This is a genomic window from Actinophytocola sp. (assembly GCF_036378875.1).
GTDB lineage: Bacteria > Actinomycetota > Actinomycetes > Mycobacteriales > Pseudonocardiaceae > Actinophytocola.
Genome location: NZ_DASUVO010000098.1, coordinates 1 through 24,691 on the forward strand (window position 1 = coordinate 1; position 24,691 = coordinate 24,691).

The 24,691-nt window shown below is 68.3% G+C and carries 26 protein-coding genes and 1 pseudogene; 18 read left to right on the forward strand and 9 right to left on the reverse strand.

Translation table 11 applies throughout. From position 1 onward, the window contains the following. The 8 genes from VF106_RS27510 to VF106_RS27545 form a co-directional block, all read left to right on the forward strand. Positions 1-410 (forward strand): DUF4097 family beta strand repeat-containing protein (locus VF106_RS27510; protein ID WP_330842755.1); only part of this gene is annotated, 410 nt, incomplete at its 5' end. Between the two features lie 151 nt (positions 411-561). After that, on the forward strand, positions 562-2,421 hold the full coding sequence (dnaK, locus tag VF106_RS27515) for a molecular chaperone DnaK (RefSeq protein ID WP_330842756.1): 1,860 nt from the start codon (positions 562-564) through the stop codon (positions 2,419-2,421). Then, positions 2,418-3,125, forward strand: coding sequence for a nucleotide exchange factor GrpE (grpE, locus tag VF106_RS27520; RefSeq protein ID WP_330842757.1), 708 nt, complete (start codon positions 2,418-2,420; stop codon positions 3,123-3,125). The genes dnaK and grpE overlap by 4 nt, the downstream gene beginning before the upstream one ends. A 21-nt stretch (positions 3,126-3,146) precedes the next feature. Then, positions 3,147-4,325, forward strand: a complete 1,179-nt coding sequence (gene dnaJ, locus VF106_RS27525; RefSeq protein ID WP_330842758.1) for a molecular chaperone DnaJ — start codon at positions 3,147-3,149, stop codon at positions 4,323-4,325. Between the two features lie 2 nt (positions 4,326-4,327). Further along, the gene (locus VF106_RS27530) at positions 4,328-4,756 is read left to right on the forward strand and encodes a heat shock protein transcriptional repressor HspR (protein ID WP_330842759.1); all 429 of its coding nucleotides are present in this window, start codon (positions 4,328-4,330) and stop codon (positions 4,754-4,756) included. Between the two features lie 100 nt (positions 4,757-4,856). Next, on the forward strand, positions 4,857-5,258 hold the full coding sequence (locus tag VF106_RS27535; protein ID WP_330842760.1) for a hypothetical protein: 402 nt from the start codon (positions 4,857-4,859) through the stop codon (positions 5,256-5,258). 2 nt (positions 5,259-5,260) lie between these two features. Beyond that, entirely contained in the window at positions 5,261-5,890 is a 630-nt protein-coding gene (locus tag VF106_RS27540) for a DUF3558 domain-containing protein (protein ID WP_330842761.1), read from the forward strand. After that, positions 5,887-7,050 (forward strand): hypothetical protein, encoded by a 1,164-nt coding sequence (locus tag VF106_RS27545; RefSeq protein WP_330842762.1) that lies wholly within the window; start codon positions 5,887-5,889, stop codon positions 7,048-7,050. Before VF106_RS27540 ends, VF106_RS27545 begins: the two co-directional genes overlap by 4 nt. A 2-nt stretch (positions 7,051-7,052) precedes the next feature. On the opposite strand, the gene VF106_RS27550 is transcribed toward VF106_RS27545, so the two are convergent. After that, complete coding sequence (locus VF106_RS27550; RefSeq protein ID WP_330842873.1) at positions 7,053-8,156, reverse strand: globin domain-containing protein; 1,104 nt, start codon at positions 8,154-8,156, stop codon at positions 7,053-7,055. A gap of 302 nt (positions 8,157-8,458) precedes the next feature. On the opposite strand from VF106_RS27550, the gene VF106_RS27555 reads away from it, so the two are divergent. Further along, positions 8,459-9,232, forward strand: a complete 774-nt coding sequence (locus tag VF106_RS27555) for a pyridoxamine 5'-phosphate oxidase family protein (RefSeq protein WP_330842763.1) — start codon at positions 8,459-8,461, stop codon at positions 9,230-9,232. A 292-nt stretch (positions 9,233-9,524) separates the two neighbouring features. Next, complete coding sequence (gene clpB / locus VF106_RS27560) at positions 9,525-12,116, forward strand: ATP-dependent chaperone ClpB (protein WP_330842764.1); 2,592 nt, start codon at positions 9,525-9,527, stop codon at positions 12,114-12,116. A gap of 52 nt (positions 12,117-12,168) precedes the next feature. Here the strand turns inward: clpB and VF106_RS27565 are convergent, their stop codons facing one another. Genes VF106_RS27565 through VF106_RS27585 form a run of 5 tightly spaced genes read right to left on the reverse strand, consistent with a single transcriptional unit; the run spans position 12,169 to position 17,721 of the window. After that, positions 12,169-14,319, reverse strand: coding sequence for an alpha/beta hydrolase family protein (locus VF106_RS27565; RefSeq protein ID WP_330842765.1), 2,151 nt, complete (start codon positions 14,317-14,319; stop codon positions 12,169-12,171). After that, entirely contained in the window at positions 14,316-15,428 is a 1,113-nt protein-coding gene (locus VF106_RS27570; RefSeq protein WP_330842766.1) for an alpha/beta hydrolase family protein, read from the reverse strand. Before VF106_RS27570 ends, VF106_RS27565 begins: the two co-directional genes overlap by 4 nt. 21 nt (positions 15,429-15,449) lie before the next feature. After that, on the reverse strand, positions 15,450-16,454 hold the full coding sequence (locus VF106_RS27575; protein ID WP_330842767.1) for an ABC-2 membrane transporter-related protein: 1,005 nt from the start codon (positions 16,452-16,454) through the stop codon (positions 15,450-15,452). Beyond that, positions 16,451-17,332 (reverse strand): ABC transporter ATP-binding protein, encoded by an 882-nt coding sequence (locus VF106_RS27580; protein ID WP_330842768.1) that lies wholly within the window; start codon positions 17,330-17,332, stop codon positions 16,451-16,453. Before VF106_RS27580 ends, VF106_RS27575 begins: the two co-directional genes overlap by 4 nt. Beyond that, positions 17,329-17,721 carry a GntR family transcriptional regulator gene (locus tag VF106_RS27585; RefSeq protein ID WP_330842769.1) on the reverse strand — a complete coding sequence of 131 codons (393 nt, stop codon included), beginning with the start codon at positions 17,719-17,721 and terminating at the stop codon, positions 17,329-17,331. The genes VF106_RS27580 and VF106_RS27585 overlap by 4 nt, the downstream gene beginning before the upstream one ends. A 127-nt stretch (positions 17,722-17,848) precedes the next feature. Here VF106_RS27585 and VF106_RS27590 point away from each other — a divergent pair, with 127 nt between their 5' ends. From VF106_RS27590 to VF106_RS27620, 7 genes are read left to right on the forward strand one after another with little or no spacing between them, the layout of a single operon-like run. After that, entirely contained in the window at positions 17,849-18,547 is a 699-nt protein-coding gene (locus VF106_RS27590) for a TtfA family protein (protein ID WP_330842770.1), read from the forward strand. Positions 18,548-18,557: 10 nt separating this feature from the next. Beyond that, complete coding sequence (locus tag VF106_RS27595; protein WP_330842771.1) at positions 18,558-19,337, forward strand: SDR family NAD(P)-dependent oxidoreductase; 780 nt, start codon at positions 18,558-18,560, stop codon at positions 19,335-19,337. Continuing rightward, positions 19,337-20,008: a DUF3137 domain-containing protein gene (locus VF106_RS27600; protein ID WP_330842772.1), complete on the forward strand. Its 672-nt coding sequence runs from the start codon at positions 19,337-19,339 to the stop codon at positions 20,006-20,008. The genes VF106_RS27595 and VF106_RS27600 overlap by 1 nt, the downstream gene beginning before the upstream one ends. Positions 20,009-20,065: 57 nt before the next feature. Next, positions 20,066-20,887 carry an LURP-one-related family protein gene (locus tag VF106_RS27605; protein ID WP_330842773.1) on the forward strand — a complete coding sequence of 274 codons (822 nt, stop codon included), beginning with the start codon at positions 20,066-20,068 and terminating at the stop codon, positions 20,885-20,887. Positions 20,888-20,903: 16 nt separating this feature from the next. After that, positions 20,904-21,458 carry an orotate phosphoribosyltransferase gene (gene pyrE, locus VF106_RS27610; protein ID WP_330842774.1) on the forward strand — a complete coding sequence of 185 codons (555 nt, stop codon included), beginning with the start codon at positions 20,904-20,906 and terminating at the stop codon, positions 21,456-21,458. A 47-nt stretch (positions 21,459-21,505) separates the two neighbouring features. Then, positions 21,506-21,931 (forward strand): DUF2784 domain-containing protein, encoded by a 426-nt coding sequence (locus VF106_RS27615; RefSeq protein WP_330842775.1) that lies wholly within the window; start codon positions 21,506-21,508, stop codon positions 21,929-21,931. Then, positions 21,877-22,527, forward strand: coding sequence for a TrmH family RNA methyltransferase (locus tag VF106_RS27620; protein ID WP_330842874.1), 651 nt, complete (start codon positions 21,877-21,879; stop codon positions 22,525-22,527). Before VF106_RS27615 ends, VF106_RS27620 begins: the two co-directional genes overlap by 55 nt. Before the next feature lie 37 nt (positions 22,528-22,564). Here VF106_RS27620 and VF106_RS27625 read toward each other — a convergent pair whose 3' ends face one another. Then, positions 22,565-23,359, reverse strand: a complete 795-nt coding sequence (locus tag VF106_RS27625) for an AfsR/SARP family transcriptional regulator (protein ID WP_330842776.1) — start codon at positions 23,357-23,359, stop codon at positions 22,565-22,567. Positions 23,360-23,385: 26 nt separating this feature from the next. Here VF106_RS27625 and VF106_RS27630 point away from each other — a divergent pair, with 26 nt between their 5' ends. Beyond that, a complete protein-coding gene (locus VF106_RS27630; RefSeq protein ID WP_330842777.1) occupies positions 23,386-23,601 on the forward strand; it encodes a DUF397 domain-containing protein in 216 nt (71 codons plus the stop codon). Positions 23,602-23,625: 24 nt separating this feature from the next. Here VF106_RS27630 and VF106_RS27635 read toward each other — a convergent pair whose 3' ends face one another. Together VF106_RS27635 and relB are read right to left on the reverse strand one after the other, a co-directional pair. Then, positions 23,626-24,294 (reverse strand): DUF5753 domain-containing protein, encoded by a 669-nt coding sequence (locus tag VF106_RS27635; RefSeq protein ID WP_330842875.1) that lies wholly within the window; start codon positions 24,292-24,294, stop codon positions 23,626-23,628. After that, positions 24,295-24,501 (reverse strand): annotated as a pseudogene (relB, locus tag VF106_RS27640) (type II toxin-antitoxin system RelB family anti-toxin); the annotation flags it as partial. Positions 24,502-24,691 lie beyond the last annotated feature (190 nt).

Sequence of the window (24,691 nt, forward strand, 5' to 3'; positions counted from 1 at the left end):
AGGTCATCGTCCCCCAAGCGGTCACGGTCAGTGGTCATCTCGACTCCGGCAGCGTCGAGGTGATCGGGGCGAAGAGTGCGAACGTCGCGGCCGAGTCCGGCGACGTGACGGTCCGGGACGTCGACGGCGAGGTGAACGCCAGCACGCAGTCCGGCAATGTCGACCTGTCCGACATCGGTGGTGCCGTGGTGGCCGGCGCCCAGTCCGGAGATGTGACTGTCGCCATGGCCGCGGCGGAGAACGTCACCGCGAGCACGTCGAGCGGCAACGTCGACGTGCGGGTGCCCAACGCGAGCTACCAGGTCGACATCCAGGCCGACGACCAGACGAACGAGGTGGGCGACGACGGCACCGGTCCGGCCATCGAACTGCGGACCGACAGCGGCAACGTGACTCTTCGACCCGTCTAGGGAACACACGGCCCCGGTCGCTCGTTGGTAGGGTCAGGAAGGTTGAGTGGCAGGGACTCAAGTCTGGTTTGACGAGTGATCGAGCCCGGCGGCAGACTTGAGCGGGAGACACTCAACCCACTCACGAGAAGTAATCAGGAGGGAAGAACCAATGGCGCGAGCGGTCGGAATCGACCTGGGGACGACCAACTCCGTCGTCGCTGTCCTCGAGGGCGGTGAGCCGACGGTGATCGCCAACTCCGAGGGTTCGCGGACGACCCCGTCCATCGTCGCCTTCGCCAAGAACGGTGAGGTGCTGACCGGCCAGCCGGCGAAGAACCAGGCCGTGACCAACGTGGACCGTACGGTCCGTTCGGTCAAGCGGCACATGGGCACCGACTGGTCGACCGAGGTCGACGCGAAGAAGTACAGCCCGCAGGAGATCAGCGCCCGCGTGCTGATGAAGCTCAAGCGGGACGCCGAGGCGTACCTGGGTGAGCCGATCACCGACGCGGTGATCACCGTCCCCGCCTACTTCGAGGACGCCCAGCGGCAGGCCACCAAGGAGGCCGGGCAGATCGCCGGCCTGAACGTGCTGCGGATCGTGAACGAGCCGACCGCGGCGGCCCTGGCGTACGGCCTGGACAAGGGCGAGAAGGAGCAGACCATCCTCGTCTTCGACCTCGGTGGTGGCACGTTCGACGTGTCGCTGCTGGAGATCGGCGAGGGCGTGGTCGAGGTCCGCGCGACGTCCGGTGACAACCACCTCGGTGGCGACGACTGGGACCAGCGGATCGTCGACTGGCTGGTCGACAAGTTCAAGCAGTCCGCGGGCATCGACCTCACCAAGGACAAGATGGCGCTCCAGCGCATCCGTGAGGCCGCGGAGAAGGCGAAGATCGAGCTGTCCAGCTCGAACAGCGCGAACATCAACCTGCCCTACATCACGGTGGACGCGGACAAGAACCCGCTGTTCCTCGACGAGACGCTGTCCCGTGCCGAGTTCCAGCGGATCACCAGCGACCTGCTGGACCGCACCAGGGCCCCCTTCAACAACGTGATCAAGGACGCCGGCATCAAGGTCGGCGACATCGACCACGTCGTGCTCGTTGGTGGCTCCACCCGTATGCCGGCCGTCAGCGACCTGGTCAAGGAGCTGACCGGCGGCCAGGAGCCGAACAAGGGCGTGAACCCGGACGAGGTCGTCGCGATCGGCGCGGCGCTGCAGGCCGGTGTGCTGAAGGGCGAGGTCAAGGACGTCCTGCTGCTGGACGTCACGCCGCTGTCGCTGGGCATCGAGACCAAGGGCGGCGTGTTCACCAAGCTCATCGAGCGGAACACGACCATCCCGACCAAGCGGTCGGAGATCTTCTCCACCGCGGACGACGGCCAGACCACGGTCGGCATCCAGGTCTTCCAGGGTGAGCGCGAGATCGCGGTGCACAACAAGAAGCTGGGCACCTTCGACCTCACCGGCATCCCGCCGGCACCCCGCGGCGTGCCGCAGATCGAGGTCACCTTCGACATCGACGCGAACGGCATCGTGCACGTCAGCGCGAAGGACCTCGGCACCGGCAAGGAGCAGTCGATGACCATCACCGGCGGCTCGGCGCTGCCGAAGGAGGACATCGACCGGATGGTCAAGGACGCGGAGGCGCACGCCGAGGAGGACAAGCGCCGCCGCGAGGAGGCCGAGACCCGCAACCAGGCCGAGACACTCGTCTACCAGACGGAGAAGTTCGTCAAGGACAACGACGAGAAGATCCCGGCCGACGTCAAGGACAAGGTCAACGCCGCGATCAAGGACGCGCAGGAGTCGCTGAAGGGCACCGACGTCGCGGCCATCAAGACCGCGATGGAGAAGCTCGCCACCGAGTCGCAGGCCATGGGCTCCGCGATCTACGCCCAGACCGGCGCGACGCAGGACGCGGGCGCGGGTGCCGCCGGCGACGGCCAGCAGGCCAGCAGCGGTTCGACCCAGGGCGCGGACGACGTCGTGGACGCCGAGATCGTCGACGAGGACAAGAAGTGAGTTCGTCCCGATCCGACGGCACCGCGGAGAACGGAGAGGAGCCGCGCGTAGTGGTGCGTGACCGGCGGCGCATCGACCCGGAGACCGGTGAGGTCCGGCCGCCAGCCCCAGACGCGGGGTTCGGCGCGCCCGAGCCCGAGGTGGCATCCGCGCCAGAAGAGGTGCTGGAGGTCATCCCCGGTCAAGAGGCCGAGCTGAAGGCACAGCTGGACGAGCGGACCGCCGACCTGCAGCGCCTGCAGGCCGAGTACGCCAACTACCGCAAGCGGATCGACCGCGACCGGGAGGTCGTGGTCAACTCCGCGAAGGCGTCGGTGGCCACCGAGCTGCTGTCCGTGCTCGACGACATCGATCGGGCACAGCAGCACGGCGACCTCACCGGTGCCTTCAAGGCGGTGGCGGACAAGCTCGTCGCGACGCTGGAGCGCACGGGGCTGGAGTCCTTCGGGCACGAGGGCGAGGCGTTCGACCCGGCCGTGCACGAGGCGGTCCAGCACGACACGTCGCCGGACGTCGCGGGGCCGACGGTGACCGCGGTACTGCGCCGCGGCTACCGCTTCGGCGACCGGGTGGTGCGGGCCGCGCTGGTCGCGGTCACCGACCACGAGCCGGCGGCACCGGACGTTCCGGCGGACGAGGGATTGCCGAGCAGTGAGTGGTACGACCCCAACAATCCCAACGACAAGCCGAACGAACAGGACTGAGTCGGGAGGAGGGGACGTCCGGTGAGTGCGAGGGACTGGATCGACAAGGACTTCTACCGCGAGTTGGGCGTCCCGTCCGACTCCAGTGATCAGGAGATCAAGAAGGCGTACCGGAAGCTCGCGCGTGAGCTCCACCCGGACGCCAACCCGGGCAACGCCCAGGCCGAGACGCGCTTCAAGGCGGTCTCCGAGGCATACGGCGTGCTCGGCGATCCGGACAAGCGCAAGCAGTACGACGAGGCCCGCCGGCTCTTCGGTTCCGGCGGGTTCCGTCCGGGCGGGTTCGGTGGCTTCGGCGGCGGGAGCGGCGGCGGGTCGACGTTCGACTTCAGTGATCTGTTCGCCGGGCAGCAGGCCGCAGGCGGTGGCGGCATCAGCGACCTGTTGGGCAACCTGTTCGGCCGCCGCGGCGGCACCACGTCGGCGGCCAACCGGCCACGGCGTGGCGCCGACGTGGAGACCGAGGTGCGGATCGACTTCGTGGAGGCGGTGAAGGGCGCGACCGTCCCGTTGCGCCTGTCGAGTCCGTCCACATGCGAAACCTGCAAGGGGTCGGGGGCCAAGCCCGGCACCAGCCCACGGACGTGCCCGACATGCGCGGGCGCGGGACTGGTCAGCCGTTCGCAGGGCGCGTTCGCGTTCAGCGAGCCGTGCCGCGACTGCCGTGGCACCGGGCGGATCGTCGACGACCCGTGCCCGGAGTGCCGCGGCGACGGCGTCAGCACCAAGTCGCGCACGTTGACCGTCCGGATCCCCGCTGGTGTCGACGACGACCAACGGATCCGGCTGGCGGGCCAGGGCGAACCGGGCACCGGCGGTGCGCACGCGGGTGACCTGTACGTGCGGGTCCACGTGACGCCGCACTCGGTGTTTGGGCGGACCGGCAACGATCTGACGCTGAAGGTGCCGGTCACCTTCAGCGAGGTCGCCCTTGGCACCACACTGGAAGTGCCGACGCTGGACGGCAAGGTGGCGTTGCGCGTGCCACCGGGCACAGCCAGCGGCCGGGTGTTACGGGTGCGGGGCAAGGGCATCGTCCGCCGCGACGGCCAGGCCGGTGACCTGCTGGTGACGCTGCAGGTGTCGGTTCCGTCCAAGTTGGACGATGCCGCGAAGGCGGCGTTGGAGGCGTACGCGTCCGCGACGTCCACACAGGACCCACGGCCTGAACTGACCGCGATGCTGGAGAAACGGAGCTAGCCATGACCGGATTCCCGTTTCCCCCAGGCGCCGACGAGGACACACCGGTGTTCGTGATCTCGGTGGCCGCCGAGTTGTCCGGCCTGCACGCGCAGACCCTGCGCGGGTACGACCGGATGGGCCTGGTGTCCCCCGGCCGAACCTCCGGCGGCGGGCGGCGCTACTCCATGCGCGACATCGCACTGTTGCGCGAGGTGCAGCGCCTTTCCCAGGAGCAGGGCGTCAACCTGGCCGGCATCAAGCGGATCATCGAACTCGAACGAGAGGTCGACGAACTGCGCACCAGGCTCGCCGAACTGACCGAGGAACTGGCCGCCGTCCACGCGGCAGCCGAACAGGCCGCCGCGGCCATCCACCGTTCCTACCGGAACGAACTGGTACCCGTCTCCCGCCAGACGGCTCTGGTCGTGTGGAAGCCCCGCAAGAAGTAGATCGTTTGATCGCAAGGGCCCGCGTCCGCGCGGGCCCTTGCCGTATCCTCGACTACCGAGTGCGTCCGACTGGTGACTGCCGGACAAGGGGAGGTCGGGGATGGGCAAACTGGAGCGAGGCGCGGGCCTACGCAGCCTGAGCGCCATCGCGAACAGCGGCTCCAGCGAAGCCGGCAGCTTCGCCTACGACGAGGACACGCTCCGCAGCTTGATCAAGAAGTGGCTGGAGCTGGCAGACCACTACGAAGGATCGCTCAAACGGGTGAACCTGGGCGAGGTCAAACCGCCTGGCTTGGACTTCGCGAGTGAGCGTCATGCCAAGGCTGCCAACAGCTCCGGCAAGGCATACATGGCCTATCTGGCTCAGAACTACGAGTACAGCATCCAGCAGGCACAGCTTCTGCAGAACACCTTGGACGACTACCTGGGCGTGGAGCACCACAGCGTCGCCGACTTCAACAAGACCGAGGTCGAGGAGACCGGACCTCAGGCGGGAATTTGACCGTGCGCACGCGACTGCTACTCGCCATCACCGCCCTCAGCATGGCCGTGGTCGCCGGCTGCACAACAACAAGCGAGGGGGTCCCGCTCCCGGGCTCGAACGCGACGACCAAGCCCTCGCTCGACGACCCGTCCACTGACGACGGGCTTCCGTCTGATGGCGCTCCCAAGGTCGAGAATCCGCTGGATGTCTCACGTTTCGAGCAGAAGCCGTGCGATGCGCTCACCTCCCAGCAAACCAAGGAACTGAACGTCCCGCTGGCCGGGGAGCAGAAGGGAGATTCCCTCGGCGAAACCTGTTATTGGCGGAACAGCCAGACACGGGGTTCGGTGAGCCTGAGTCTCCTCTCCGGAGACGAACGCGGGTTGAGCTCCCTGTATCGAGAGGCAGAAGGGAAGGTTTTCCCCTACTTCGAGTCGATTGATGACATCGAGGGACATCCAGCGATGGCCTTTAACACCACAGAGGCGAAACCCACCATCGAATGCGGAGTGGGTGTGGGTGTCACGGACAAGCTGGCGCTCCTGGTCCTGGTTGGTTTGTCCGATGCGAGGATCGGCAACAGGGATCCGTGCGAAGCGGCTACGCAGGTGGCCGGGATGGCGATGAAGACAATGAAGGAAGCAGCATGACTGATCAGGTTGTGCCGTTCTTCATGACCCCGGCGGAGATCTATCGCCAGCTCACCGAGGGACCGGGCGCCGCGCTGCTGAGGACGGAGCAGATAGACGCCGGCGACGAGTGGTCTGCGGAACAGGAGCGGGCCGACCTGATCAGGTCGCTGGCGGACACCATCAAGGCCGGCTGGCAAGGAGAAGCCAGTGCCGGCGCCTATGGCGCCGCGATGCCGTTGGCGGAGCTGGCGATCGAAAATGCTGTCAAGATTGGATTTTGCCAGGAGTTGCTGGCACGTCAGATCGAGTCTTTCGACACCGCCGTAAACAGTGTTCGGCCTGTTTCGGGTCCGCCTGAGAATTCGATGGACGAGCCCTTTCCGTTTGATGTGGACTATGAGAAGTCGGTCACGGACTATCAGGACGGCGCTCAGCACAACATAGCTGTTTTCCGCGTATACGACGATGCCAGCAGCTTCAATGAGACCAACACTCCGCAGGATTTCAACAACGGCGCTCGGTCCAGTGGGGATGTTTCCGTCGCGGGGCCGGTTGACACCATGCCAGTCACGGAGCCTGGGCCTCGTTCGGCAGTTGACCCTCGCGACGTCGGCCAGGTCAAGCACAGTTCCTCGTCGTTTGGTGCGCCCTGGTCCGTCTCTGGTGATCTGGCTGAGCCTGGCGTGGCGTCTGGAGGGTTTGAGACCAGTCCCAACGACTTCCAGCCCGCGCCGCCGGCTTTGTCGTCCCCTGTGACGTCACTGTCGAGTCCCGGCTTGGGACAGTCGCCGGTGTCGGCTTCACCAACCGGGGGGTTTGTCGGGGGCGTTCCGGTGGGTGGCTCCCCCGGTGGCGGTAGCGGCGGGTTCGGGCCACGTGGCGGAGGTGGTACAGGCGGTGGTTCTGGTGGGGTGCGGAATCTTGGGCCAGGGATGGGTGCTGGTGCGGTCGCGGCTGAGGATGCGGCTGCGCGGCGGGCCGGTCAGGCCGCGGCCGCCGCGGCTCGGCCCGGTGGGGCAGGGCCTGTAGGGGCTCCGGTGGGTGCCGGGCGCGGGAAGGGCGATGAGGACACCGAACACCAGCGCAAGGTGCTCATCGAGAACGACGCTGAGGAGACGTTCGGCAGCGACGTGCTGACCGCGCCTACGGTCATCGGTGACGACGAGTACGAGGACTGAGGTCAGTCCACTGTGAACGGGTCGTATACGACGCGGTCCAGGGCGGTGCCTGCCACCAGCATTCGGGACACCGTGGAGCGGACCATGCCCGGTGAACCGGACACGAGCACATCGTGGTTCGGCCAGGCGCCGTAGCGGGTGACGACGTCCGCCAGGGTGCCTCGCTCCGCTGTGGGCAGTGGGGAGTCGGACTCCAGGACCGGCACGACCTGTAGCCAGGGGTTGCTCGCCGCCACGGCCTGGAGGTTTTCCAGGTCGTACAGATCGGACCGGACGCGGCCGCCGAAGAACAGGTGCACCCGTGGGTTCTCGCCCCACTGGGACAGGTGGTCGATGATCGCGCGCATCGGGGCGACGCCCGTACCGCCCGCGATCATCAGGATGTCTCTTCCGGACTCGCGGTTGACGCCCAGCCGGCCCATGGCCGGGCCGATGCGCCACACGTCCCCGAGCTCGCCGTGCGTCACGAGTGCTCTCGACACCCAGCCGCCCTCGACGGCTCGGACGTGGAACTCCAGCAGGCCATCCTCCCTCGGGGCGGTTGCCGGGGTGAGGTAGCGCCACATCCTCGGGCGCTGCGGTATCTCCACGCTCAGGTACTGCCCCGGCTGGTACGGCACCGGGTAGTCCGGGCGGACCCGCACGACCGCGAGGTCCCTGCCCAGACGATGCCTCTCGACGACCGTGCCGTTCCACCACGGCGGGTTGTCGTCGGCGTTGGCGGCCTCCAGCATGGCCCTGGCCATGATCGTGTAGGCCTCGGCCCAGGCGCGTTCGACCTCGACGGTCCATGCCTGCTTCGCGTACTGCTTCACCGATGACAGCAGTGCCATGCCGACCGCTTCGAAGTGCTGAGTGACCACACCGAACTTGCGGTGGTCGCGGCCGAGCTGCCGGAGGAACGGCATCAGGTCGTCCGGGCGGTCGACCATCTGGACGATGTGCACGAGGGCGCGCAGCAGCCGGGAGCGCTGCACCTCCATGTTCACGGGGAACATCTCGCGAGTGGCCGGGGCGATGCTGAACAACGTGGCGTAGAACAGCTCGGCCATCTTCTCGGCGTGGGGCTCCACGACGGCGAAGCTTTCGCGGACCAGGCGCACCATGGTCGCGACGGGGCCGTCATTCGTCGCGGGGCCGTCCTGGTTCGGGATGGGGCTCACAACGGCGTTGGCGCTCATGGTCGGGACACAGTCACCCTCTCGGCGTCCGGGGTCGACGCCCTGCCACCTGGTCGTCGTCGTCCGTCCCCGACAACAGGACCCTAGACGGAATCTCCCCGGTTGTCCGCCCTCCTGACACTTTCGTGTGACGCGACACTACGGAAAGTCGTCCGTTTCGGACGCTCGAGCGACATGCCGGGGCGTGGGCCTCGCTTTCGCCGCGCCGTTATGAAACTGTGTCCGCCGTGCGTCCTGATCTGGTGACACCCACAGGCGTTGCCGATGCGGCTCTGCTGGACCTGGAGTTCGCGGAGCCCTCGCCCGAGCCCCACGTTGAACTGCTTGTCACGGCCCCACCACCGACAGTGGACCCGCCCACGGTGCAACTTCACCCGATTGGCGGAACGGCCGCTCTGCCGGGCTGCGCCGGGGAGCACCTGTTGCAGCAGGCCTACGGGACCGCCGAGCGTGCCGAGCGCTTCTACCGCGACCAGGTCCTCGATCACCTCAACCCCGAGATGATCGAGTTCGTTGGCCGGATGGAGATGGCCTTCGTCGGCACGGCCGACGCCGGCGGCGAGTGCGACTCCACCTTCCGCGCTGGTCCACCCGGCTTCCTGCACGTACTCGACCCCAAGCGGATCGCCTACCCGGAGTACCGGGGCAACGGCGTGCTCGCGAGCCTCGGCAACATCAGCGAGAACCCGCACGTCGCCGTCCTGATGATCGACTTCGTGCGCGACCTGATCGGACTGCACGTCAACGGGCGCGCCAGCATCATCGACGACGTCGAGCTGCGCCGTGAGCACGCAGCACTCCCCGTCGCCGAGGACCGCGGCCGCACCCCCGAGCGCTGGGTCGTCGTGCACGTGGAGGAGACTTATATCCACTGCCGCAAGCACATCCCCCGAATGGAGCCTGTGTCCCGCGAGCGCGACTGGGGCACCGACGACATGCGCCGCAAAGGCGGCGACTACTTCAACGCCAAGGCTCGCCAAGCCAGCGCCAGTCACCATTGAGCCCCCGCATTCACCCTGGTGGCGGTATCGCTCCGGGTGATCTTTCCTTCTCCGCGTAGCGCTCACACGTGCCTGTGGATAGACACCTGGGGATTGTGGACAAATGGGCACCTGCTGTGGACAACCCTGCTAGGACATGTGGGTGAGGCGGAACCCGACCATCGTGACCCCGCGCTGTGACCCTGCGCTGAACGGGTTCGCTCCGGCACACAAGTGAGGGTTGAGCGGAACACGCTCAACTTTTCTGACGTTGTGCATGGTGAGTACGACTGCGTTGCACGTGAGGGGACAAATGGACGCCTTCAACCCGACGACGAAGACACAGCAGGCCATCTCGGCGGCCGCCCAGGCCGCGACCGTGGCCGGCAACCCGGATGTGAAGCCGGTGCACCTGCTCGGCGCGCTCCTCGCGCAGGGCGACGGCCTGACCGCGCCGCTGCTGTCGGCCGTCGGGGCCGACCCGAACGTGGTCCGCAAGGAGCTTGACCAGCTGGCCAACTCGCTACCGTCCGCGACCGGGTCCACGGTCTCCGCGCCGCAGCTCGACAGCGACGCGTTGCGTTCGGTCACGCACGCCCAGAAGCTCGCCACCGAGATGGGTGACGAGTACGTGTCGACCGAGCACCTGCTGGTCGGCCTCGCCGCCCAGGGCGGCCCGGTGGCCCAGCTGCTGAACCGGCACGGCGCCACGCCCGACGCACTGCGGGACGCGTTCGCCAAGGTCCGCGGCTCGGCCCGGGTCACCAGCCCGGACCCCGAGTCCACCTACAAGGCGCTGGAGAAGTACGGCCTCGACCTGACCGACCGGGCCCGCAGCGGCGACCTCGACCCCGTCATCGGCCGGGACGCCGAGATCCGGCGGGTCGTGCAGGTGCTGTCGCGGCGGACCAAGAACAACCCGGTGCTGATCGGTGAGCCGGGGGTCGGCAAGACCGCGATCGTCGAGGGCCTCGCGCAGCGGATCGTGGCCGGTGACGTGCCCGAGTCGTTGCGGGGCAAGCGCGTGGTCGCCCTGGACCTTGGGTCGATGGTCGCCGGCGCCAAGTTCCGCGGTGAGTTCGAGGAGCGGCTCAAGGCCGTGCTCAAGGAGATCACCGAGTCGGCCGGCCAGGTCATCACGTTCATCGACGAGCTGCACACGATCGTGGGAGCCGGCGCGACGGGCGAGGGCGCCATGGACGCCGGCAACATGATCAAGCCGATGCTGGCCCGCGGTGAGCTGCGCATGGTCGGCGCCACCACGCTCGACGAGTACCGCCAGCACATCGAGAAGGACGCCGCGCTGGAACGCCGCTTCCAGCAGGTGCTGGTCGGCGAGCCGTCCGTCGAGGACACCGTCGGCATCCTCCGTGGCCTCAAGGAGCGCTACGAGGTGCACCACGGTGTGCGGATCACCGACGGCGCGCTGGTCGCCGCCGCCACCCTGTCCGACCGGTACATCACCGCGCGCTTCCTCCCGGACAAGGCCATCGACCTGGTCGACGAGGCCGCGTCCCGGCTGCGCATGGAGATCGACTCCCGGCCCGTCGAGATCGACGAGGTCGAGCGGGCCGTCCGGCGGCTCGAGATCGAGGAGATGGCCCTCGAGAAGGAGGAGGACCCCGCGTCGCAGCAGCGACTCGCGGCTCTGCGGGCGGAGCTGGCCGAGAAGCGGGAGGCGCTGACCGCGCTGACCGCCCGCTGGCAGAACGAGAAGGGCGCCATCGAGAAGGTCCGCGACCTCAAGGAGCAGCTGGAGCAGCTGCGTGGCGAGTCGGAGCGGGCCGAGCGTGACGGCGACCTGGGCCGCGCGGCCGAGCTGCGGTACGGCCGGATTCCCGCGCTGGAGAAGGACCTGGAAGCCGCGACGGCGACCGCCGAGCGGGCCGAGGAGAAGGCCATGCTCAAGGAGGAGGTCGGCCCGGACGACGTCGCGGACGTCGTGTCGGCGTGGACCGGCATCCCCGCGGGCCGGCTGCTCGAAGGTGAGACCGCGAAGCTGCTGCGCATGGAGGACGCGATCGGCGAGCGGGTCGTGGGCCAGGCGGAGGCCGTGCGTGTGGTGTCCGACGCGGTGCGGCGGGCCCGCGCCGGCGTCGCCGACCCGGACCGGCCGACCGGCTCGTTCCTGTTCCTCGGCCCGACGGGTGTCGGCAAGACCGAGCTGGCCAAGGCGCTCGCCGAGTTCCTGTTCGACGACGAGCGGGCCATGGTCCGCATCGACATGTCCGAGTATTCCGAGAAGCACTCGGTCGCGCGGCTGGTCGGCGCCCCGCCCGGTTACGTCGGCTACGACCAGGGCGGCCAGCTCACCGAGTCCGTGCGGCGCCGCCCCTACAGCGTCGTGCTGCTGGACGAGGTCGAGAAGGCGCACCCGGACGTGTTCGACGTGCTGCTGCAGGTCCTCGACGACGGCCGCCTGACCGATGGCCAGGGCCGCACGGTCGACTTCCGGAACACGATCCTGGTGCTGACGTCGAACCTGGGCTCGCAGGCCATCGCCGACGTGAACCTCGACGAGCTGCAGCGCAAGGACGCCGTGCTGTCGGTGGTGCAGCGCCACTTCAAGCCGGAGTTCCTGAACCGGCTCGACGACGTGGTGGTGTTCCACTCGCTGGCGACCGAGGAGCTGACCCGGATCGTCGACATCCAGATCGCCGCGCTGGGTCGCCGCCTGGCCGCGCGCCGGCTGACGCTGGATGTGAGCCCGGCGGCGCGGGAGTGGCTCGCGATGAACGGGTTCGACCCGGTCTACGGCGCCCGGCCGCTGCGCCGGCTGGTGTCCTCGGCCATCGGCGACCAGCTGGCGAAGTCCCTGCTGGCCGGCGAGATCCTCGACGGGGACACCGTCCGCGTGGACGTCGCGCCGGACAACTCGGCGCTGATCGTCGGCCGCGCCTTCTGAGCAGACGAAAGCGGCGCCCTCCCCCTGTGGAGTGGCGCCGCTTTCGGTCCGGTCAGTGGCAGAACGCCACCTCGGGGTATCCCGGCGAGTCCAGCAGTGGCGAGGACTTGCCACGCAGGTGCCGGTCGAAGAACGCGTTCACGTACGCCCGGCTGATCTCCTGGGTACGGGTCGCGGTCGTGGTCGCGCCGATGTCGACTCCGAGCTGGTCGGCGACGAGCCCGACGTCGGTGAACGACGCGTGCTGCGTGCCCGACAGTTCGAGCCAGCGCTTCCACCCGGTCATCTGGGCCCAGTCACGCTCCCACTTCGTGTTCACGCCCGGCTCGCACGTGGTGGGGGTGAGCTGGTGGCTCATGAACATGAACGGTCGTGACAGCCCCGGTGCGGTGAGCGGGACCTCCGTGCTGCCGTCGATGTCCATCCCCGCCCTGATCCGGGAGTCGGCGACCATGGTGGGAATGGTGCTGGCCCCACCGATGGAGTGCCCGGCCATGCCGATCCGCTTCGGGTCGATGAGGCTCGCCCACTTCGAGTGGGTCAGCTCGTCCAGGACGAACGACACGTCGGCCGCCCGGCTCAGCTCCAGCTTCTGCCAGAACGTGTCCTCGTGCGGCACCTCGCACGAGGCGCACCCGACGAACCGGCCGTCGGGGAAGCTCGTGCCGGCGTTCTCGTACGTGTGACCCACCACCGCGACGACGTAACCGTGGCTGGCCAGGTCCTCGGCCAGCGCGGAAAGCGTGGCGCGGGGCTTGGTGTAGCCGGGTGACAGCACGATCAGTGGCAGGTTCCGCCCGGCGGGCCGAGCGTTCGCCACGGAGTTCGTCACCATCGTGCTCAGCCAGTCCGACGGCACGTCGAGACCGCTGTCGGTGAGCAGTGCCGCCGACTCCTCCGGGGTCACGTACCGCGTCTTCGGTCCGTTGGCCGAGGCCGTCGGATAGAAGAGCGAGACCATCAGCTCCCGGTAGGGCACGGTCGGCACCCACGGGTCGGGGCGCGAGGTGTCCTTCAGGTAGACCGACGTGCTGCCCACCGGCTTGTCGCCGGTCGGCGCGGGTAGGTACGGCGTCGAGGTTCTGGCGATGGTGACCTCCGGGTAGCGCGACGAGGGCTGCTCCATCAGCGGCTGCGCCTTGCCACGCAGGTGCAGGTCGAAGAAGGCCCGGGCGTAGGCCGCGGTGATGGCCTGGCCCCGTGCGGCGGGGGTGTCCGCGCCGAAGTCGAGGCCGAGCTGTTCGCCGACCAACCCGATGTCGGTGAACGACGGGTGCTCCATGCCGGCCACCACCATCCAGCGCTTCCACCCGGTCAGCTGAGCCCAGTCACGTTCCCAGCTGTCGGACTCGGGGCCGGTGCCCGGGGCGTAGGTGTTCTCCCGCCCCAGGAACATGAACGGCCGGTCGAGCCCTGGGGCGAGCAGCTCGTCGTCCGTGGTGCCGTCGATGTCCATCCCGGCCTTGATCCGCGAGTCGGTCAGCATCGCGTTGATCGTGCTCGCGCCGCCGACCGAGTGCCCGGTCATGCCGATCTTGGACGGGTCGATCAGGTTGGCGCCGCGCCACTTGGGGTTCGGCCCGGTCAGCTCGTCCAGCACGAACGACACGTCGGCCGCCCGGCCGCGCTGCAGCTTCTGCCAGAACGGGATGTTGTAGTTGCCGCACGCCACACAGCCGGTGACGCGACCGTCGGGGAACGTGGTGGCCACGTTCTCGTAGGTGTGGTCGACCAGCACGACAACGTTGCCGTGGCTCGCCAGGTCCTCGGCCAGCGAGGTCAGCTCGGCACGCGGCCGCTTGAAGCCGGGGGACAGGACGATCAGCGGCAGGCTGTGCACGCGACCGACCGGTTGTGCGTCGATCACCGCGTCGGTCTGGACCGAGGACAGGGCGGTGGCCGGCACGGAGTCGATCTCCGCCTCGTCGAGGAGGGCCTGTGCCTCCGCCTCGGTCAGGAACTGCTTCTTCGGCCCGCTGGTCGTGTTCGTCGGGTAGAAGAGGGACACCATCAGCTCCCGGTAGGGCACGGTCGGCACCCACGGGTCGGGGCGGGAGGTGTCCTTCAGGTGCAGGGACGTGGTGCCCACCGGCTGGTCGCCCGTCGGTTTCGCCAGCTCGGCGGGTGAGGCCGCCGAGGCCGGCGACGTCGTCAGGACGAGCCCCAGTGCGGCGACGAGGCCGCCGAGGATCAGGTTTTTCATCCGACGAAGGTCACTTCCGGGTAGGAGGAAGACGGCGCGGCCATCAGCGGCTGTGGCTTGCAGCGCAGGTTCTGGTCGAAGAAGGCGCGGACGTAGGCGCGGGTGATGGCCACCGCACGTTCCCCGCTGACGGACGCGCCGAGGTCGACGCCCAGCCCGTCGGCGATCACGCCGAGGTCGGTGTAGGACGCGTGCGCCGTGCCAGCCACCATGATCCAGCGCTTCCACCCGGTCAGGTGCAGCCAGTCCGTCTCCCAGTCGTCGTATGGACCTGGCGCGCCCGGGACGTACTCGTCCGTGCTGCCCATGAACATGAACGGCCGGGACAGCCCTGAGTCGGGGATCGGCACGTGAACCGAGCCGTCGATGTCTGCTCCGGCGCGGATCCGGGAGTCGGCCAGCATCACCTGCGTGGTGATCGCACCCCCCGCGGAGTGGCCGGTCATGCCGATCCGCTTCGGGTCGATGAGGTCGAACCGCTTGGCACGCAACAGCTCGTCCAGCACGAACGACGTGTCGGCCGCGCGACTCTTGGCCACCTTCTCCCAGAACCCGGGCAGGTCGTCGACCTCGCACGCGGCGCAGTCGGTGACCCGGCCGTCGGGGAAGGTCTGGGCCCGGTTCTCGTAGGTGTGGTCGATGACCGCGACGACGTAGCCGTGGCTCGCCAGGTCCTCGGCCCACGAGGTGAGCGTGGCGCGGGGCTGGGTCGAGCCCGGCGACAACACGACGAGCGGGGCACTGTGTCGCCGGCCGGCCGGACGCGCGTCGACGACGGCGTTCGCCCTGACCGTGCTCATGACGTCGAGCGGTACGTCGGGTAGGCCGAGGCGCGACATGTAGCGCTCCGACTCGGTCGGTGTCATGTACTGCTTCGTCGTACCGTTCGTGGTGTTGGTCGGGTAGAAGACGGAGATCATCAGCTCCCGGTAGGGCACGGTCGGCACCCACGGGTCGGGGCGCGAGGTGTCCTTCATGTACAGCGAGGTGACGCCAACCGGCTGTCTGCCGGTGGGGGTGGGTAAGGAGAGTGTCGTCGGGTCCGCCGAGGCGGCTGGCGCGGACACGAGGGCAACGGTCAGTGCGGTTGCGACCGCGAGAGTACGCATGATTCCCCCTGTGGAATCGAGTTAGGACACGTGACGGATACGTCGGAAGCAGAACCAGGTCACCAGTGCTGACAGCGCGAGGAAGAACGCCAGCTCGATCCACTGCAGCGGCCAGAAGTGGCTGGCGGGCTGGTAAACCAGGCGCTGCTTGTAGCCGAGGTCGGCGAACCCCTGCGCGATGCACTCGTCCGGCAAGCGGTCCAGTGGGGCGGCGGCAACCCCTGCTTCCCTTCCCGGCAACGGTGGCAGGCAGGGATGCAGCGAGGCGGGTAGTGGGCTGACCGTGTTGCCGGCTCGGTCCACCGTCTCGTTGGTCAGCGCCCACGAGCCGGCTGGTTCCATCACGGCTATCTCGTCCAGATCCATGTTCTCGTTCCCCCGGATCTGCCAGATGTTCGAGTCCGTGACCGTGACGGTCTCCTCCGACGGGGGCAGGATGTACGGGCGGACCAGGAACGGGACCGCCACCATCACAGCGACGAACGCCACGAGGGTGATCGCCATGGCGGTCACGGTTCGGCGCAGTGCGATCCCGAACGCGATCCCGAGAACGAAGGCGAAGGCCGCATAGCCGATGGGGGCGATCCCGCGGGCGTCGAACACCACCGGCGACATGCGTGCCGTCGTGGTGGCCTGCGGATCCGCGTCGGCCAACGCGTCGATGGGGCTGGTCCACCAGGTGACCGCCAGGCTCAGCAGCCCGGCCGCGACCATGGCGGTCAGCACGCCGACCACCAGCTTGGTCGTGAGCCACTGCTTGCGCGTGACGGTCTGGTTCCAGACGAGGCTGTGGGTGCCGGCCTCCAGCTCCCGCGTGACCATGGGCACACCCCAGAAGACGCCGAGCACTGCGGGCAGGGCGTACATCACCAGCAGGGTGACGCTGTACATGAATTCCTGGTCGGAGAAGTTCGTCTCACCGCGCATCTCCATCCCGCTGATCACGAGGACCACGCCGATCGCGGCCAGGGCCGCGAACACCGACAGCGCGGGGATGCGGAACTGACGCCAGGTCAACCAGGTCATCGGAGGACCTCCAGCGCGGGACGGGTGGGCACCGGGTTGCTCATGTACTCCAGGACCAGGTCCTCCAGGCTGGGCTGGCCGACCGTCCATGCTGGGTCGAGGATCGGCGCCTCGGTGCGGACGAACACGGTGGTCTGCCGGTTGGTGTGATTCGCGGAGATGACCTGCTGGTCGGACGGCAGCGTGTCGACGTCCCGGCGCGGGCCGGAGAGCCGGTGGTGCGAGGCGAGCAACTCCTCGACGTCACCGGCGACCCGCACCTGCGAGTCCACCAGCACGACGACGTGGTCGCAGACCCGCTCCAGGTCGGCGACCAGGTGCGAGGACATCACGACGGACAACCCGTGCTCGGCGACCGCCTCCATGAGGTCGGACAGGAACTCCCGGCGCGCGAGCGGGTCGAGCGCGGCAACCGGCTCGTCGAGCAGCAGCAGTTCGGGGCGCTTGGCGATGCCGATCGTGAGCGCCAGCTGCGCTCGTTGGCCGCCGGACAGCTTGCCCGCCGCCTGCTTGGGGTCCAGCCCGATCCGCTCGATGCGGTGTTGCGCCAGCTTGTCGTCCCAGCTCGGGTTGAGCTTGGCGCCGAACCGCAGGTGCTCCTCGACCGACAAAGCCGTGTAGACGGGGGTGTTCTGCGCGACGTAACCGACCTTGGCCAGCTGTTCCGGACCACTGCCCGGCACGCCGCCGCAGACCTCGATCGTGCCGGTCGTCGGTTCGAGCATGCCGGACGCGATGTTCAGCAGCGTCGACTTGCCGGCGCCGTTCGGGCCGACGAGGCCGGTCACGTGGCCGGCCTCGATCTCGAGCGTGCAGTTGGACAACGCCCACTTGCGCTTGTACTTCTTGCCAACACCCCGGGCGCTCAGGACGGTCACGCTATGTCCTCTCTGGCCGCGGTGCGAAACGTGGCGAGGAAGAGGGCCTCGATGCTTTCTTCGTCGAGGCCGGCGCGGCGGGCCTTGGACAGCCAGCGCCGCAGGTCCTGCCGCAGCGGGCCGAGCACGGCGAGCGACACCCCGCCCAGGGTCTTCGTCACGAACGTGCCCACGCCCGGCCGTGCGGCGACGAGCCCTTCGTGTTCCAGTTCGCGGTAGGCCTTGAGCACCGTGTTCGGGTTGATGGCGAGGCTCGCCACCACGTCCTTGACCTTGGGGAGCTGGTCGCCCTCGTTCAACAGCCCCAGCCGCAGTGCGTGTCGCACCTGCTGGACGAGCTGCTGGTAGGGCGACAGTCCGGACTTGCCATCCAGATGGAACTCGATCATCAGTGCCTCCTCTCTATTTATCTAGTTACCTAGCACTATAGAACTATGGCACAAGTTTCCGCCAGAAAGTCGAGACACGGGGGGCGGTGATCTTGGCTCTGACGTCGCGATGACTACTCTGTGCGGGGTGGGCATACCGGCATGGGTGTGGTTCGTCGTGGCGGTCGTCGCCGGGGTGGCCGGCGCCGCGCTGTTGCTACGTGACCGCGCCCGCCTGACCTCGCGAAACCGGGAACGTCGGCACTGGGCGGCGCTGCGTGGCTGGCAGTACGCCGACGCCGACCACCTCCTGCCGACGCAGTGGACCGGCGGGGCGATCGCGTTCCATGGCGGCGGCGTCGCCATCGACGTGGTCGCCGGGTCGACGTTCACCGCCGACGGCCGGCGCAAGGTGTACGTGTTCGACCTCGAGACGAACGGCCGCGTCACGACCGTGATCGCCGCCGTGCAGTGCCGGCGGGTCCATCCGGCCACCATCGAGCTGTGGCTGCCGAGCGCGCCGTTCCAGCGGGAGACCATGCCCGAGCTGCTCGGACCGGTCGGCCAGCGGTACGCGTTCGTCTCCGACATCACCGCGGCCCGCGGCCTGATCACGCCGGACCTGGTGGACGCGACGGAGGAGATCGGCGCGGACATCCCGGTGGCGTGGATCGAGGCGGGCTGGGTGCTGGCGAGCGTCGCGCCGCACGCGTCGCCGTCCCGCCTCGAGCGGCTGCTGCGTGGCATCGGCGAGGTCGCGGACGTGATCGACCCGTTCGACGCCGAGGTGGATCCCGTCGGGGAGAGCGAGCAGCCGACCGGCAAACACGGGGAACAGTCCGACTAACGTTGGGTACATGCCAACCGCACTCGTAACGGGGGCGACGGCCGGGATTGGTGCCGCCTTCGCCAGGAAGCTCGCCGCCGAGGGCTACGACCTGGTGATCGTCGCCCGCACCAGGGACCGCCTCAGACAAGTCGCGACCGAACTGTCCGAGCGGTACGGCGTCTCCGTCACGCCGATGACCGCCGACCTGTCCACCGGCCGTGCCCGCAAACGCGTCGAGGAACGGCTGGCCGACGCGGACCAACCCGTCGACCTGCTGGTCAACAACGCCGGCTTCGGCACCCGCGGCGCGTTCGCCGAGACGAGCGTCGACCTGCTGCAGTCACAGCTGGACGTCAACGTCACCACCGTGCTGCGGCTGACCCACGCCGCGATGCCCGGCATGCTGGCCCGCGGGCGCGGCGCGATCGTGAACGTGTCGAGCGTGGCCGGCTTCTTCCCCGCCACCGGCCCGACCTACGCGGCGACCAAGTCGTGGGTGACCACGTTCTCGGAGGGCATGGCCGCCCACCTCGCCGGCACGGGCGTGCGGATCATCGCGCTGTGCCCCGGTTTCACGAAGACCGAGTTCCACGAGCGCGCGGGCGACGACATCGCCGCGGTGCCGGTGGCCCTGTGGCTCGACGCCGACCGCGTGGTCGCGGACTGCCTGCGTGACCTGCGGCGCGGCCGGCCGCGCTCGGTGCCGGGCGTGCTGTACAAGGCGATGCTCGCCGTGCCACGGCTGTTACCGAGGTCGGTGCTGCGCAGAGCGGAGACCCGCGTCGTGAGTGGCCGAAACCGCACCTGATGGAGTTGTGGGCCTGGGCACTGCTCGTCGCAGCGGTCATCGGTGCCCTCTGGTACTTCCAGCGCCTGGCGCACAAGAAGAAGGTCGCCGAGTTCACGGCGTATGCCGCGAAGCGGGGCTGGCGGTACCGGGAGAAGGACCACGAGCTGGCTGACCGGTTCACGGGCCGCCCGTTCGGCATCGGACACGGCCGTCGCGTCACGCACGTGCTGCGGGGCAGTCACCGCGACCGGGACGTGCTGGTGTTCCAGTACACCTACAAGGAGACCACCGGCGCGGGCGACGAGCGCAAAACGGAGATCTATCACCGCACGGTCGCCGCGCTGCCGACCCCGGCGCCGCGTCCGACGCTGGAGGTCACCAGGAAAGGCCTGGGGCGCAAACTGTTGGACGTCTTCGGCGGCCGCGGTCTCCGGCTGGACAGCGAGGAGTTCAACAAGACCTTCGTCGTCGAGACCGAGGACGAGACGTTCGCCCGGGACGTCCTGGGGCCAGGGATGGTGGAGTGGCTGCTGTCGGACTACCGGCCGCGCACCATCCCGTTCCGCTTCGAGCGCGCCGACCTGCTGGTGTGGCGGCCTGGCGAGATCAATCTGTCCGCAGTGGACGAGTTGGCCGACTACGTGTGCGACATACTGGACCGAACCCCCTCTTTCGTGTGGAAACCGTGATCGGGAGTTATCCGACATCGGCTGCGGTCCGACCGCCTGGATGCGAAGCTGACCGCCATGACGCAGCCTCCCGGGTGGTACCCAGAGCAACCAGGGTCCCCCGTCCTCCGCTGGTGGGACGGGCAGCAGTGGACCCAGCACACGCAGCAACAGCAACAGCAACAGCAACCCAGGAGCGACGCCAGTGCCTGGGAGGTCCAGGTCGGTCGTGGGCCCACCCCGGACCGGATCCGGGAGCAGACCCGGGCCGCCGGCGTCGGGCAGGTCGGCTACGGCGGCGGCACGCTGTTCACCGAGCCCGTGCTCGTGGTCAACCAGAAGGTCAAGCTCATCGAGATGGCCAACGAGTACTCCGTGTTCGACCAGCACGGGCGCCAGGTCGGATCGGTCGCGCAGATCGGGCAGAGCGCGCTGAAGAAGGCCGTCCGGTTCCTCGGCAGCTACGACCAGTTCTTCACGCACAAGCTCGAGGTGCGCGACGCCAACCACCAGCCGGTGCTGTACCTGACCCGCCCGGCCAAGGTGTTCAAGTCCCGGATCATCGTGCAGCGGCCGGACGGCTACGAGATCGGCCAGATCCAGCAGGACAACATGATCGGCAAGATCCGCTTCTCGTACCTGGTCGGCGGCCAGCCGATCGGCGGTATCCAGGCCGAGAACTGGCGTGCGTGGAACTTCGCCATCGTCGACCACACCGGCGGTGAGATCGCCCGCATCACGAAGACCTGGGAGGGCTTCGCGAAGACGATGTTCACCACGGCCGACAACTACGTCGTGCAGGTCCACCGGCCGCTCCAGGACCCGCTCGCCAGCATGGTCGTCGCCTCCGCGCTCACCGTGGACACCGCCCTCAAGCAGGACCAGCGCGGATTCGGCTGAGCTAAGGTGTGGAGCCGTGCGCACCCTTGACCTCACCGCGAAAGGCGAGCTGGCCCGCCTCGTCACCGAACTGTCCGTCGTGCGCGGGCGTGTCACGCTCGCGTCCGGCAAGGAGGCCGACTACTACGTCGACCTGCGACGCGCGACGCTCCACCACGCCGCGGCCCCGCTCATCGGCCGGTTGCTGCGTCAGCTCACCGACGACTGGGACTACGTGGCCGTCGGGGGGCTCACACTCGGTGCCGATCCCGTGGCGTACGCGATGATGCACGAGGCGGCCGCCGCCGGTGAGGTGCTCGACGTGTTCGTGGTGCGCAAGGAGGCCAAGTCGCACGGCATGCAGCGCCGGATCGAGGGCATCGAGGTGGCCGGTCAGCCGGTGCTCGCCGTCGAGGACACCTCCACCACCGGCGGCAGCGTGCTCACCGCGGTCGACGCGCTGTCGGAGGCCGGCGCGAAGGTGGTCGGCGTCGCCACCGTCGTGGACCGGGACACCGGGGCGCGCGAGGCCATCGAGGCCCGTGGCCTGCCCTACCGTTACCTGCTGAGCAAGGCCGACCTCGGGTTGTGATCGCGAAACCGGCCGTGCGCGTGGCTGATTCCCGGTAGCGTTGCACCATGTCCGGATTAGCCACGGTGGCTCAGGGCGGGGGCGGCTATGGGTTCCTCGCCGACGCCACCATGGTCGTGCACTTCGCGGCGCTGCTCTACATCGGACTCGGCGGATTCGTGGCCTGGCGGTGGCGCAGGACGATCTACCTGCACGTGTTCTTCGCGGCATGGGGCGTCGCGATCAACGTGCTGCCGATCGTGTGCCCGCTGACCGCCCTGGAAGACTGGTTCCGCGCCAAGCAGGGGCTCGGCTCGCTGCCTGGTGGTTTCAACGAGTACTACATCTTCGGCGAGATCATCCCGGACGCCCTGCTCCCCGTGGTCGCCGTGTTGGCGATCATCCTGTTGGTCGTGTCGTACGTGGGAGTGTGGAAGCGGTGGCCCAGGAGTCCGGTCCAACCGAGTGGGAGTTCGGCGAACCCGTCGGCGTAGGTCCGTGGGAGGGCGACTGGCCGACCGACGACCGCTACGACCCGGCGCTGCTCACCGATGGCGACCGACGCAACGTGGTCGACGCCTACCGGTACTGGCGCCGCGACGCCGTGGTCGCCGACCTCGACACCCGTCGCCACGACTTCCACGTCGCCATCGAGAACTTCCAGCACGACCACAACATCGGCACGGTCGTCCGCACGGCCAACGCGTTCGCGGCCCGCGCGGTCCACATCGTCGGCCGCCGCCGCTGGAACCGCCGGGGCGCGATGGTGACCGACCGCTACCAGCACGTCCACCACCACCCGGACATGACCGCGCTGCTGGACTTCGCGACCGCCGAGGGCCTCGCCGTCGTCGCGATCGACAACACCCCCGGCGCGGTTCGGCTGGAGACGGCGTCCCTGCCGAAGCGGTGCGTCCTCGTCTTCGGCCAGGAAGGCCCGGGCCTCACCGAGGACGCCCGCAAGCAGGCGACCCAGGTCGTGTCGATCGCCCAGTTCGGCTCGACCCGATCGATCAACGCGGGCGTCGCCGCCGGCATCGTGATGCACGCGTGGATCCGCGAACACGCCGACCTGAGAACCGCCTGGTAAAGCCCGGCCTACCCCCAGCGAGGCCGGGCCTTACCAGTCAGCGGTGCGTCTCCAACGCACGCGTCTCGGGGGTGGGGTCGTCGTCTCGGAGGATGTGTAGGTGCAGGTGGGACATCTCCTCCGGCACCTTCATGCCCAGTTCGACCAGTCGTTCGCAGCAGCGCCGGTGTATGGCGAGTGCTTCGGCCTGTCGTCCGGCGATGGCCAGTGCGCGCATCGTCAGCGTGGCGACCTCGGTGTCCTCCGGTCGTTCCTGGAACAGCCGCATGAGGTCGGGGAGGCGGTGTGCCGCGTAGCCGAGGCGGAACTCGACGCGGATGAGCATGAGCTCCGCGCGCCTGCGTTCGGCGCGCAGCATCTGTCGGCAGCCGTCGATGCGGTGGCCGCGGAGGCCGGCCAGCGGTTCGCCGCCGCAGAGGGCGAGTGCCTCGCGGAGTCGTCCGGCCGCCGTCCGGTCGTCTCGGCCCTCGACCTCGCGCAGGACCGCGCCGAGGCGGTGCACGTCCACCTGGTCGGGCAGCACGTTGAGGCGGCACACCCGGTCGCGGTTGACCAGCGCGCCGCGCAGCCCGAGTTGGGCGAGCCGGTTGCGGAAGTCGCCCATGTGTTGGCCGAGGTCGTCCAGTGCGCTGCTGGGCGAGCCGTCCCACATCCAGTCCGCCAGCTCCAGGTACGACACCGGGCGCCGGATGTTCAGCAGGAGCGGCACGATCATGCGGCGGTCCTTGTCGGAGCCGAGGACCAACCGCGTGCCGTCCACGCTGGCCTCGACCGGGCCGTACAGGTGGAACGTGACTTTTTTGGTCGAAAGAATGTCGAACTCTTTCGTCATCTGTCGCCTTCGGTTTTTATTGACTCATGAACGGCAACTTCGACAACTGGATCCGGGCGCACGCCGCGTTCGTGAAGAGCAGTTTCAGCGAGGGTGGTGACTGCGTGGAGGTGGCCAGGACCGAGGTCATCAGTGTGCGGGACTCCCGTGATCCCAACGGACCCGTGTTGCTGTTCACGCGGAGCAGGTGGGAAGCGTTCGCCGGCGGAATGCTGGCCGGCGTTTTCAACCGCATTTGCTAGTTCACGTGCACGGACGGGATTGCTCTATTGGGCCGAAGCCGCGCGTAGCTCGGTGACGAGCCCGCTCAGGAATTCCTGGGCGGGCTCGTCGACCAGCGCCGACTCACAGAGCCGGGACCATCGGGACCGGTAGACGTCCAGGTGCTCCGGGGCGGACACCTTCATCTCGGCGTGGATCGTCTCGACGCTCGCCCACGCATCCTGACCACCGCCTTCGTACAGTGCGAAGCCGTGGGTGTTGAGCGTGGTGGCCTCGATGCCGAGCGGGATCAGTCCGATCCTGACGTTGTCGAGGGTGCTGAGCGACGCGATGTGGTGGAGCTGGGCCAGTAGGAGTCTCAGTGGTCCTGGTCGCCACCGCAGTGCGGCCTCGGTGATGAGGAACTCGAAGTGCCGGTCCGTCTCGTACAGCGCCAGTTGACGGTTGAGCCGGCTCGCGATCTCGGCGGCCGGCTCGGTGTCCGAGTACTGACCGTGGAACATGGCGATCACCCGGCGCGCGTACTCGGCGGTCTGAAGTAAGCCCGGCACCACCGACGGCTGGAAGATCCTGATCCGCGTCGCGGTCGATTCCTGGTCCTGGATGCTTTCCTGGAGGTTGTTGCCGCGGCGTAGCGCTGATCCCCACGGGTGCACCTCGTTGTACGCGGTCTCGGTCAACGTCGTCAGTCGCCCCTGCGTATCGACGGACACGCCCAGCTCCTTTCCCCAAGCCGTGACTTCCGGAAGGGACGGGACGACGGCGCCCGACTCGATCCGGGACACCTTGGACTGACTGATGCCGATGCGCTGTGCGAGGTCGCGCCCCGAGACTCCAGCGAGGTCGCGCAACCGCCTCAGTTCCGACGCCAACCGCTCCCGTCCGGTTGGCGTCGGACCCAACCCACCCGAGGTGTCCATAGAACTCAGAACCTTCTCGTCATCCCTCGAGCCCGGATGAATCGAGGTGATTCGTAGTGATTCAGATCAGATCAAATGGTTGGTCACAAGTCAAGACAATGAGTGACCAAATCAGGTGTCGGTGTGTCACCCACATGGTCTACTGCATACATGAGATGACTTGTGGTTACGGAACGGAATCGGTCTGATT